At 45.7% G+C, this 12319-nt stretch carries 10 protein-coding genes and 2 tRNA genes; all 12 read left to right on the top strand.

Translation table 11 applies throughout. From position 1 onward, the window contains the following. The first annotated feature begins 81 nt into the window (after positions 1–81). The 12 genes from folP (at position 82) to pnp (ending at position 12316) form a co-directional block, all read left to right on the top strand. Positions 82–912: a dihydropteroate synthase gene (folP, locus tag AACR11_RS10995; protein ID WP_029790371.1), complete on the top strand. Its 831-nt coding sequence runs from the start codon at positions 82–84 to the stop codon at positions 910–912. Positions 913–930: 18 nt separating this feature from the next. Beyond that, positions 931–2271 carry a phosphoglucosamine mutase gene (gene glmM / locus AACR11_RS10990; protein ID WP_005449157.1) on the top strand — a complete coding sequence of 447 codons (1341 nt, stop codon included), beginning with the start codon at positions 931–933 and terminating at the stop codon, positions 2269–2271. Positions 2272–2496: 225 nt separating this feature from the next. Continuing rightward, positions 2497–2835, top strand: a complete 339-nt coding sequence (secG, locus tag AACR11_RS10985) for a preprotein translocase subunit SecG (RefSeq protein WP_029790372.1) — start codon at positions 2497–2499, stop codon at positions 2833–2835. Between the two features lie 18 nt (positions 2836–2853). Next, positions 2854–2937 (top strand) — tRNA-Leu (locus AACR11_RS10980). A gap of 56 nt (positions 2938–2993) precedes the next feature. After that, a tRNA-Met gene (locus tag AACR11_RS10975) sits at positions 2994–3070 on the top strand. A gap of 231 nt (positions 3071–3301) precedes the next feature. Further along, the gene (gene rimP, locus AACR11_RS10970) at positions 3302–3757 is read left to right on the top strand and encodes a ribosome maturation factor RimP (protein ID WP_029790374.1); all 456 of its coding nucleotides are present in this window, start codon (positions 3302–3304) and stop codon (positions 3755–3757) included. A 36-nt stretch (positions 3758–3793) separates the two neighbouring features. Next, positions 3794–5281, top strand: a complete 1488-nt coding sequence (gene nusA, locus AACR11_RS10965; RefSeq protein WP_005449151.1) for a transcription termination factor NusA — start codon at positions 3794–3796, stop codon at positions 5279–5281. Positions 5282–5302: 21 nt separating this feature from the next. After that, the gene (infB, locus tag AACR11_RS10960; protein WP_005449149.1) at positions 5303–7990 is read left to right on the top strand and encodes a translation initiation factor IF-2; all 2688 of its coding nucleotides are present in this window, start codon (positions 5303–5305) and stop codon (positions 7988–7990) included. 109 nt (positions 7991–8099) lie between these two features. Beyond that, positions 8100–8507 (top strand): 30S ribosome-binding factor RbfA, encoded by a 408-nt coding sequence (rbfA, locus tag AACR11_RS10955; RefSeq protein WP_005449148.1) that lies wholly within the window; start codon positions 8100–8102, stop codon positions 8505–8507. Then, on the top strand, positions 8507–9451 hold the full coding sequence (truB, locus tag AACR11_RS10950) for a tRNA pseudouridine(55) synthase TruB (RefSeq protein WP_005449147.1): 945 nt from the start codon (positions 8507–8509) through the stop codon (positions 9449–9451). The genes rbfA and truB overlap by 1 nt, the downstream gene beginning before the upstream one ends. Positions 9452–9600: 149 nt before the next feature. Continuing rightward, positions 9601–9870: a 30S ribosomal protein S15 gene (gene rpsO / locus AACR11_RS10945; RefSeq protein ID WP_005449146.1), complete on the top strand. Its 270-nt coding sequence runs from the start codon at positions 9601–9603 to the stop codon at positions 9868–9870. 313 nt (positions 9871–10183) lie between these two features. Next, positions 10184–12316, top strand: coding sequence for a polyribonucleotide nucleotidyltransferase (gene pnp, locus AACR11_RS10940; protein ID WP_005449145.1), 2133 nt, complete (start codon positions 10184–10186; stop codon positions 12314–12316). The last annotated feature ends 3 nt before the right edge of the window (positions 12317–12319 follow it).

Raw genomic sequence — 12319 nt, 5'->3', positions numbered from 1 at the left:
AGTAGCGTTAATAAAAAACCCCGAGTTAGGCTCGGGGTTTTTGTTTCTGTTGTGATTATTAAAGCTGTGATTATTAAAGCTATGATTATTAAAGCAAACAACAAATCTCTCGACCTTTCCCACCCGCATGTTATGGCGATCCTCAATGTCACTCCAGACTCGTTTTCTGATGGTGGTAAATTCAACTCGTTAGAGCGTGCACTTGCTCAAGTCGAAAAAATGATTGCTGCTGGCGTTAGCATTATTGATGTTGGCGGGGAGTCTACGCGTCCAGGGGCTCCAGATGTTGCATTAGAAGATGAGTTGCAGCGTGTGGTCCCTGTAATCAAAGCGATTCGCGCAAAACATGATGTGTGGATTTCTATTGATACCAGTAAAGCGGAAGTCATGCGTCAAGCTATTGAAGCTGGGGCAGACTTGATTAACGATGTGCGTGCTCTCCAAGAGCCGGGGGCGTTAGAAGTTGCCGCGAAAGCAAACCTTCCTATTTGCTTGATGCATATGAAAGGTCAACCGCGCACTATGCAGACTAATCCTCAATACGATGATCTGATGGATGATGTCTCTGCATTTCTTCAAGAACGCATTGCTGCCTGTGAGTCCGTGGGCATCGATAAGTCTCAACTTATTCTTGATCCAGGTTTTGGCTTTGGCAAAACCATTGAACACAATTATCATATGCTGGCACACCTCGATAAGTTTCATGAATTCGGTCTGCCAATTTTGGCCGGTATGTCACGTAAATCAATGATCTTTAAATTGTTGGAAAAACCAGCAGCAGAATGCGCAAATGCTAGCGTTGTCTGCGCGACAATTGCTGCGATGAAAGGTGCGCAGATCATTCGAGTACATGACTTTGAAGAAACCATTGAGGCAATGAAAGTTGTTGAGATGACGAACAATAATATCTAAAAGAATTAAGGAAATTTTATGTCTGATAAAAGACGTTATTTTGGTACTGACGGTGTACGCGGGAAAGTAGGACAATACCCAATTACTCCGGACTTTGTACTAAAGCTTGGCTGGGCGGCTGGTCGTGTACTAGCAAAACAAGGCACTAAGAAAGTTATCATCGGTAAAGATACCCGTATTTCAGGTTACATGCTTGAGTCTGCACTTGAAGCTGGTCTTGCTGCGGCAGGTCTAAAGGCTACCTTTACTGGTCCGATGCCAACGCCAGCAGTTGCATACCTAACACAAACTTTCCGAGCAGAAGCTGGTATCGTTATTTCAGCGTCACATAACCCATACTACGATAACGGCATTAAGTTCTTCTCATCTGAGGGGACTAAACTTCCTGATGACATCGAACTGGCTATTGAAGCTGAGCTAGATAAAGATATCGAATGTGTAGAGTCTGCTGAACTTGGTAAAGCAACTCGCCTTAATGACGCCGCGGGTCGTTATATTGAATTTTGTAAGAGCACCTTCCCGTCAGAACTTAGCCTAGCAAACCTTAAGATCGTTGTTGACTGTGCACATGGTGCGACTTACCACATCGCTCCTAACGTATTCAAAGAGTTAGGTGCAGAAGTGATTGCTATGGGTGTTGAGCCAAACGGCACTAACATCAATGCAGAAGTCGGTGCGACAGACGTTCGTGCCCTACAAAAGCGTGTTGTGGAAGAGCAAGCTCACCTTGGTCTTGCATTCGATGGTGATGGCGACCGCATCATGATGGTTGACCATTTGGGCAACAAGATTGACGGCGACCAAATTGCCTACATTATCGCTCGTGATGCTCTGCGTCGTGGCGAACTAAAAGGCGGTGTTGTTGGTACGCTAATGACCAACCTAGGTATGGAAAATGGTCTAAAACAACTGGGTATCCCATTTGTTCGTGCCGCAGTTGGTGACCGTTACGTGATGGAGCAACTACTTGCTAAAGGCTGGAAGATTGGCGCTGAAAACTCAGGTCACGTTATCTTACTAGACAAAGTCACTACGGGTGATGCAATTGTTGCTGCACTGCAAGTTCTTGCTTCTGTAGTTGGCAGTGATATGACACTACACGACTTGTCACAAGGCATGACGCTTTATCCTCAGGTACTAGAAAACGTGCGTTTTGCAGGTCAAAGTAACCCACTTGAAGCGCAGGTTGTACTAGACTCAGTAGCGGAAGTGGAAGCTGAGCTTGGTGACAAAGGTCGCGTATTGCTACGTAAATCTGGTACTGAGCCTCTAATCCGAGTCATGGTAGAAGGTGAAGATGCTGAACTTGTACAAAGCTCTGCGCTTAAGATTGCAGAAGCTGTAAAAGCAAGTTGTTAATCATTGCTTTAACCTGTTTTGCGAGAGAAAAGGGCATCTTTTGCCCTTTTTTTGAGCGCTTAATGCGTTAGTGGTGACTTTTTACTAATTTTCCCTTGTCAGCGTTACTGGCTTTCGCTAGTATTGCTCCGCCTCCCGTTAGGAGGTCGCTAGCCTTGTTCATAAATAAACACGATTGTTTTTGAACGGCGCTGGCTCAACAATTTGGAACATAGGTGGAAAAAAATGTTTTCAGTTCTACTTGTGATTTACCTGTTGGCGGCGCTTGGTGTGATTGGCCTTGTGTTGATTCAACAAGGTAAAGGCGCAGATATGGGAGCCTCGTTCGGTGCAGGTGCTTCAAACACAGTGTTTGGTGCAAGCGGCTCAGGTAATTTCTTAACCCGAACAACTGCTATTTTAGCAACCGTATTTTTTATCGTTAGCTTGCTACTTGGTCGTATGTCTACGCACAAGACTGAGTCACAATGGGTAGACCCAACACTAGGTCAACCAGTTGTAGAACAAGTTAAAGATGCAGCAAGTGAAGTTCCAGCACTAGCAGGTGATGAGATTCCACAATAAGCTGTAAAGGTTTATGTAGCCGAGATGGTGAAATTGGTAGACACGCTAGCATGAGGTGCTAGTGCCTTAGGTGTGAGGGTTCGAGTCCCTCTCTCGGCACCATGAATTTACAAACTTGTAAATCACTTGTGTGAGCGTATAATGCTCATCAAGTCGGACGCGGGGTGGAGCAGCTTGGTAGCTCGTCGGGCTCATAACCCGAAGGTCGTCGGTTCAAATCCGGTCCCCGCAACCAATCTCTTCTTTCAGTTGGAAAGGATGATTCGATTGGCAAGTTTGCACAGTGCTAACCACACTGTGAGTTAAGAAAAGCATTTCTTGGCTATTCTTAACGTATCAGGGTCCAGCAGCATAAAACCCCGACTTTCGGGGTTTTTTGTTATCTGAGTTTTTGTAAATGAACTCAGATACTGCTTGGTTTTTTGATTGGGCTCTGAGCCCTTTTTTTGTTTCTGGAGTGGTTCAAATGACTGGTTTAGAAAGACAACTTACTGAAATGCTTGAAGCTCCAGTAGAGGCATCAGGCTACGAGTTGGTTGGATTAGAATTTATTCGTGCGGGTGCGCACTCAACGTTACGCATCTACATCGACCATGAAAATGGTATCAACGTAGATGCTTGTGCAGAAGTAAGCCATCAGGTTAGCGCAGTACTAGACGTTGAAGATCCAATTTCTGTTGCTTACAGCCTAGAAGTTTCTTCTCCAGGCTTAGAAAGACCACTTTTCAAAGCAGCACATTACGAGCAATTTATTGGTCACGAGGTCAGCATCGTATTGAAAATGGCTGTTGCAAACCGTCGTAAGTGGAAAGGTACTATCCACAGCGTAGATGGTGAGACAATCGCAGTTACTTGTGAAGGGCAACAAGAAGAGTTTGCTCTAAGTAACATTTCAAAAGCTAACCTGATCCCTAAATTTTAGTTCCCTAAAAAATTTGAAGCTTAGAGGCTAAATACAATGAGTAAAGAAATTTTAGCGGTAGCAGAAGCGGTATCGAACGAAAAAGCGGTACCTCGTGAGCGTATCTTTGAAGCTCTTGAGATTGCTCTAGCGACTTCTACAAAGAAAAAATACGAAATCGAAATCGATGTACGTGTAGCTATCGACCGTAAAACAGGTGAGTTTGAAACATTCCGCCGTTGGTTGGTTGTAGAAGACGTTGAAAACCCAACAAAAGAAATCTCTCTAGAAGCTGCACAATACGAAGATGCAGACATTCAACTAGGTGATTTCGTAGAAGACGATATCCCGTCAGTTACATTCGACCGTATTACGACTCAAACTGCTAAGCAAGTTATCGTACAAAAAGTACGTGAAGCAGAGCGTGCACAAATCGTAGAACAGTTCATCGACAACGAAGGTGATCTGATCACTGGTGTTGTTAAAAAAGTGAACCGCGATACAGTTGTACTTGATCTAGGTAACAACGCTGAAGCGGTAATCCTACGTGATGACCAACTTCCTCGTGAAAACTTCCGTCCAGGTGACCGTGTTCGTGGTCTTCTGTACAAAGTTGCTCCTGAAGCGCGTGGTTTCCAACTGTTCATCACTCGCTCTAAGCCAGAAATGTTGGCTGAGCTATTCCGCGTAGAAGTGCCAGAAATCGCTGAAGAAATCATCGAACTGAAAGGCGCTGCACGTGATCCAGGTTCTCGCGCTAAGATCGCTGTTAAAACAAACGACAAACGTATCGACCCTGTAGGTGCGTGTGTTGGTATGCGTGGTGCTCGTGTTCAAGCAGTATCTGGCGAACTTGGTGGTGAGCGTATTGATATCGTTCTTTGGGACGATAACCCAGCTCAATTCGTTATCAACGCAATGGCTCCTGCTGACGTTGCTTCTATCATCGTTGATGAAGATGCTCACTCAATGGACATCGCTGTTGAAGCGGACAACCTAGCGCAAGCTATCGGTCGTAACGGTCAGAACGTACGTCTAGCGTCTCAACTAACTGGTTGGGAACTGAACGTAATGACTGTGGCAGATCTTCAGAAGAAACACGCTGAAGAGTCTCAAGCGTCTATCGAAAACTTCATGAAGTACCTAGACATTGAAGAAGACTTCGCTCAATTGCTTGTTGAAGAAGGTTTCTCAACACTAGAAGAAGTTGCGTACGTTCCTGTTAACGAACTACTAGAAGTTGATGGTCTGAACGAAGAGCTTGTAGAAGAGCTTCGTAGCCGTGCGAAAGACGCACTAACGACAATCGCTCTAGCACAAGAAGAGTCATTCGAAGGTCTAGAGCCTGCTGAAGATCTGCTAGGTCTTGAAGGTCTAGAGCGCGAAATGGCGTTTAAACTGGCAGCTAAAGGCGTGGCAACACTAGAAGACCTAGCTGACCAAGGTATCGACGATTTAGAAGGTATTGAAGGCCTGACAGAAGAGCGTGCAGGCGAGCTTATCATGGCTGCACGTAACATCTGTTGGTTCGGCGAAGAAGCATAATATCAGCAAGGAGGAAGCGGCATGACACAATTAACAGTTAAAGCTCTGAGTGAAGAGATTGGTACTCCAGTCGACCGCTTAATGGAACAACTTGCTGACGCTGGCATGAACAAAGCGAGTTCTGACCATGTATCGGATGAGGAGAAGCAGAAGCTTCTCTCTCACCTGAAGAAAGAGCACGGCGATAAGTCGGGCGAATCTGAACCTACTAGACTGACGCTTCAACGTAAGACTCGTAGCACGCTAAGTGTTGCAGCAGGTGGCGGCAAAAGTAAGGATGTTCAAGTAGAAGTGCGTAAGAAGCGCACATATGTGAAGCGCAGCACTATCGAAGACGACGCAAAACGTGAGGCTGAGGAAGCAGCAAAACGTGAAGCTGAAGAGCTTGCGAAGCGTGAGGCTGAAGAACAAGCCAAACGTGAAGCTGCAGAGAAAGCACAGCGCGAAGCCGATGAGAAAGCGAAACGTGAAGCGGATGCAAAACGTGAAGCTGAAGAAAAGGCAAAACGCGCACAAGCTGATAAGGCTAAGAAAGAAATGAATGCAAAAAATGCGGATGCTAATGCGCAAGCTAAGAAAGAAGCTGATGAGCTAAAAGCACGTCAGGAACAAGAAGCTCAACGTAAAGCAGAGCAAGAAGCTGCAAAACTCGTTGAAGAAGCTCGTAAGCTTGCAGAAGAGAACGAAGCTCGTTGGTCTGAAGAAGAGACTAAGAAGAAAGAGCTAGAGAACTCTGACTACCACGTAACTACTTCTCGTTACGCACGTGAAGCTGAAGATGCAGCTGACCGTCAACAAGAAGGCGGTGCACGTCGTAAGAAGAAGAAACCAGCTGGCAAAGAAGAACAATCACGCGGTGGTCGTAACCAACGTGGTGGCAAGGGCCGTAACAAAGGCAAACTTGCTAAACCAACTTCTATGCAACACGGTTTCGACAAGTCTGCGACTGTAGCGAAACAAGATGTAGTAATTGGTGAGACAATCGTTCTTTCTGAACTTGCTAACAAGATGTCGGTTAAAGCGACAGAAGTTATCAAAGTAATGATGAAGATGGGCGCTATGGCGACTATCAACCAAGTGATCGACCAAGAAACAGCACAACTTGTTGCTGAAGAAATGGGTCACAAGGTAGTTCTTCGTAAAGAGAACGAACTGGAAGAAGCAGTACTATCTGATCGTGATACAAACGCAGAAGCAGTGCCTCGCGCTCCAGTTGTAACAATCATGGGTCACGTTGACCACGGTAAAACGTCAACACTTGACTACATCCGTCGTACTCACGTTGCTTCAGGCGAAGCGGGCGGTATCACGCAGCACATCGGTGCGTACCACGTTGAAACTGACAACGGCATGATCACGTTCCTTGATACTCCTGGACACGCGGCGTTTACCGCTATGCGTGCTCGTGGTGCTCAAGCGACAGATATCGTTGTTCTTGTAGTAGCAGCAGACGATGGCGTGATGCCACAAACAGTTGAAGCGATCCAGCACGCGAAAGCGGCAGGCGTTCCTCTGATTGTTGCTGTGAACAAGATCGATAAAGAAGACGCGAACCCAGACAACGTTAAGAATGAGCTAGCTCAATACGACGTAATCCCTGAGGAATGGGGTGGTGAGAACATGTTTGTTCACATCTCTGCTAAACAGGGTACAAATATCGACGGTCTTCTAGAAGCAATCCTTCTTCAGTCTGAAGTTCTAGAGCTTACAGCTGTAGCAGAAGGCATGGCGTCTGGTGTTGTTGTTGAATCTCGTCTAGATAAAGGTCGTGGTCCAGTAGCAACTGTACTTGTTCAATCAGGTACGCTAAACAAAGGCGACATCGTTCTTTGTGGTCAAGAGTACGGCCGTGTTCGTGCAATGCGTGACGAACTAGGTAAAGAAATCACAGAAGCTGGTCCATCTATCCCTGTAGAGATCCTAGGTCTTTCAGGCGTACCATCTTCAGGTGACGAAGCAACAGTAGTACGTGACGAGCGTAAAGCACGTGAAGTAGCGAACTACCGTGCTGGTAAGTTCCGTGAAGTGAAACTTGCTCGTCAGCAGAAATCTAAACTAGAGAACATGTTCTCTAACATGACTGCTGGTGAAGTTGCTGAGCTAAACGTAGTTCTTAAAGCAGACGTACAAGGTTCTGTGGAAGCGATTGCTGACTCACTACTGAAACTGTCTACTGACGAAGTGAAAGTAAACATCGTTGGTTCTGGTGTTGGTGGTATTACAGAAACTGATGCAGTTCTTGCAGAAGCTTCTAACGCAATCATCCTTGGCTTTAACGTACGTGCTGACGCATCTGCTCGTCGTGCGATTGAAGCAGCAAGCGTTGATCTACGTTACTACTCAATCATTTACCAATTGATTGACGAAGTTAAACAAGCAATGGGCGGTATGCTTGCTCCAGAATTCAAGCAAGAAATCATTGGTCTTGCTGAAGTACGTGACGTATTTAAGTCACCGAAACTGGGCGCAATCGCTGGTTGTATGGTTACTGAAGGTCTAATTAAGCGTAACAACCCAATCCGCGTTCTACGCGACAACGTTGTTATCTACGAAGGTGAGCTAGAATCACTTCGTCGCTTTAAAGATGACGTTCAAGAAGTTAAGAATGGCTACGAGTGTGGTATCGGCGTTAAGAACTACAACGACGTTCGCGTGGGCGACCAGATCGAAGTATTCGAAATCGTTGAAGTAAAACGTACTCTAGACTAATTGACTAAAATTACTAACCGTCTGAAAGACAAATAGTAATTGGTTGTTGAATACACCATGGGGGGCTGGCTTGACCATCCCCCCATTCTTTCTATCTAAGAGAATGAATATGTCAAAAGAATTTAGCCGCACGCAGCGCGTATCACAGCAGCTGCAAAAAGAACTAGCGATGATCCTTCAACGCGAAGTTCGTGACTCTCGCCTAGGCATGGTTACGATTTCAGATGTAGAAGTATCACGAGATCTTGCTTACGCAAAAGTATTCGTTACTTTCCTATGCGTGGGTGAGCAGACGCCAGAATCATGCCTAGCAGCGCTACGTGAGCACGAAGTGCACATCCGAATGATGCTAGGTAAGCGTATTCGCCTACGTCTAACGCCTGAAATCCGTTTCTACTACGATAACACGCTAGTAGAAGGTATGCGCATGTCGAACCTAGTTTCTGAAGTTGTGAGCGAAGATAAACGCAAACAACAAGATTCTGGTCGCGAAGAAGATCAGGCAGGGGAAGAGTAATGGCTCGTCGTCGTAAAGGTCGTCCAATTAATGGCGTTATCTTGTTGGATAAACCAACAGGTATTTCTTCAAATGATGCACTGCAAAAAGTAAAGCGTATCTACTTTGCTGAGAAAGCGGGTCATACGGGGGCATTGGACCCATTAGCGACGGGCATGTTGCCAATCTGCTTAGGCGAAGCAACCAAGTTTTCTCAGTTCTTGTTGGATTCAGACAAGCGCTACCGTGTAATCGCAAAACTGGGTGAGCGCACTGATACGTCTGACTCTGATGGCGAAGTGGTAGAGACACGTCCTATTGATGTGAATCTGGAGAAGCTAGAAGCGTGCATTGATACGTTCCGTGGTGAATCAGACCAAGTACCTTCAATGTTCTCAGCATTGAAATACCAAGGCAAGCCGTTGTACGAGTACGCTCGCAAAGGCATTGAAGTACCACGTGAATCTCGCAAGATCACGGTATATGAAATCGTACTTCACCGTTTTGAAGGTGATGAAGTTGAGATGGAAGTGCACTGCTCAAAAGGTACTTACATCCGTACAATTGTTGATGACCTAGGTGAGATGCTTGGTTGTGGTGCACACGTGACTATGCTTCGTCGTACTGGTGTTGCTAAATACCCGTACGAAAAAATGGTGACGCTAGAGCAACTTAATGAGCTGCTTGAGCAAGCGCATCGTGATGAAGTGGCACCAAAAGAGTTGCTTGATCCCCTGCTACTGCCAATGGATACTGCCGTTGAAGATTTACCCGAGGTAAACCTAAACGCAGAGCTGACTAACCTAGTACAACACGGTATGCCCGTGCAGGTGTTGGGTGCGCCAGAGGGTACGCCAATTCGTATGACTTCTGGTGAAGAGAAGCTGTTTATCGGTGTAGCAGAAGTCAACGACGATGGAAAAGTAGCACCAAAACGTTTAGTGGTTTTCCGCGACGAAGAGTAACTTCGCAAAGCTTAAAAAATACCGGCATCATTGCCGGTATTTTTATATTGCGCGAGTGAGGAAACTTCCTTATAATTCGCGCTCCTCGTGTCGGCTGAATCAGAGATTGGCTGACACAAATATTAACCTACTCTTATTAGGAGAGAATTATGTCTCTGAATGCAGAAACTAAAGCAGCAATCGTTGCAGAATACGCACAAGGCGAAGGCGACACTGGTTCACCAGAAGTTCAAGTAGCTCTACTTACAGCTTCTATCAACCACCTACAAGGTCACTTCAAAGCACACAAAGGCGATCACCACAGCCGTCGTGGTCTTCTACGTATGGTTTCTCGTCGTCGTAAGCTTCTAGATTACCTAAAAGGTAAAGATCTAGCTCGCTACCAAGACCTAATCAAGCGTCTAGGCCTACGTCGCTAATAAGCGACTGCATAGCAGTTTGTCTAAAAGGGGCTTTATGCCCCTTTTTTGTTGCCTGTTACTTATTTTGACTGCTATAGCTTAGCCAAATCAGACTTATGCCGTTATACTACACGCGGCTTAATCTCGTTTAGAGATTTTCACTAAGCTCATTGCATTACAGTCAACCTCGTCGACCAAAAGGTCGCGACTATTAAAAGTGAACTGAATACTAAGTTAGTTTGTTTTTACTAGTCGCGATTCGTAATGCCTTGGGTATCAATCAATACTCTCTAAGCAAATCAATCGATGCGCTTGGAAACAAGGAATAACAATGTTCGAAAAACCAGTTGTTAAAACGTTCCAGTACGGTAACCACACAGTTACTCTAGAAACTGGCGTTATCGCACGTCAAGCTACGGCTGCAGTAATGGTTACTATGGACGATACAGCAGTATTCGTTTCTGTAGTTGGTAAAAAAGAAGCGGTTGAAGGTCAAGACTTCTTCCCTCTAACAGTTAACTACCAAGAGCGTACTTACGCAGCAGGTAAAATCCCTGGTGGTTTCTTCAAGCGTGAAGGTCGTCCTTCTGAAGGCGAAACGCTAACGGCTCGTCTAATCGACCGTCCAATCCGTCCTCTATTCCCAGATGCATTCAAAAACGAAGTTCAAGTTATCGCGACAGTAGTATCTGTGAACCCAGACGTTCAACCAGACATCCCAACGATGATTGGTACGTCTGCTGCGCTAGCTATCTCTGGTATCCCGTTCAACGGTCCTATCGGTGCTGCACGTGTTGGTCACATCGACGGTCAGCTAGTACTTAACCCAAGCAACACTGAGCTAGAAGCATCTAAGCTAGACCTAGTTGTTGCGGGTACTGAATCTGCAGTACTAATGGTTGAATCAGAAGCTGACAACCTAACTGAAGAAGAAATGCTATCTGCTGTTGTATTCGGTCACGATCAACAACAAGCGGTAATCAAAGCAATCAACGAATTCAAAGCTGAAGTCGCTACTCCTGCTTGGGATTGGGTTGCACCAGAAGAAAACACAGCGCTTGTAACTAAGATTGCTGAACTTGCTGAAGCTAAACTGGTTGAAGCTTACCAAATCACTGAGAAAATGGCTCGTTACGACCGCATCCACGAGATTGCTGGTGAAGTTAACGAAGTTCTTCTTGCTGAAGATCCAGAAGCAAACACAAAAGAAATCCACACTATCTTCCACGATCTAGAGAAGACAGTTGTACGTCGTAGCATCATCGCTGGTAACCCACGTATTGATGGTCGTGAAAAAGACATGGTTCGTGCGCTAGACGTACGTACTGGTGTTCTTCCACGTACACACGGTTCTTCACTATTTACTCGTGGTGAAACTCAGGCGCTAGTAACTGCGACTCTAGGCACGCAGCGTGATGCTCAAATCATCGACGAACTAACGGGTGAGCGTAAAGATCACTTCCTACTACACTACAACTTCCCTCCGTACTGTGTAGGCGAAACTGGTTTTGTAGGTTCTCCTAAGCGTCGTGAAATCGGTCACGGTAAACTGGCTAAACGCGGTATCGCAGCAGTAATGCCTTCTGTTGATGAGTTCCCATACACAGTACGTGTTGTATCGGAAATCACTGAATCTAACGGTTCATCATCAATGGCTTCTGTATGTGGTACCTCTCTTGCTCTTATGGATGCAGGTGTGCCAATCAAGTCTTCTGTTGCGGGTATCGCAATGGGTCTTGTTAAAGAAGGCGACGACTTCGTTGTTCTTTCAGACATCCTTGGTGACGAAGACCACCTAGGTGACATGGACTTTAAAGTAGCGGGTACTAACACTGGTATCACTGCACTTCAAATGGACATCAAGATCGAAGGTATCACTAAAGAGATCATGCAAATTGCGCTTAACCAAGCTCAAGGCGCACGTAAGCACATCCTATCTGTAATGGATGAAGCTATCTCTGGTGCTCGTGAAGACATCTCTGAATTCGCTCCTCGCATTCACACAATGAAGATCAGCGCAGAGAAGATCAAAGACGTTATCGGTAAAGGTGGTGCAGTTATCCGTGCTCTAACTGAAGAGACTGGTACTACTATCGAAATCGAAGACGACGGTACGATCAAGATTGCAGCAACTGAAGGTGCTGCAGCGAAAGAAGCTATCCGCCGCATCGAAGAGATCACTGCTGAAGTTGAAGTAGGCCGTATCTACACTGGTAAAGTTGCACGTCTAGCTGACTTTGGTGCATTCGTAACGGTTCTTCCTGGTAAAGATGGTCTAGTACACATCTCTCAAATCGCTGAAAAACGCGTTGAGAAAGTGTCTGACTACCTAACTGAAGGTCAAGAAGTTCAAGTTAAAGTTCTTGAAATCGACCGTCAAGGTCGCGTACGCCTAAGCATGAAAGAAGCAGTAGAGAAGCCAGCAGAAGAAGCGTCTGACGCATCTGAAGCTAAAGGCGAGTAATCT

The organism is Vibrio sp. L85 (assembly GCF_963871815.1).
Lineage (GTDB): Bacteria > Pseudomonadota > Gammaproteobacteria > Enterobacterales > Vibrionaceae > Vibrio > Vibrio harveyi.
Note: the sequence above shows the minus strand (reverse complement) of the source record. Positions and strands in the feature narration are given on the sequence as shown.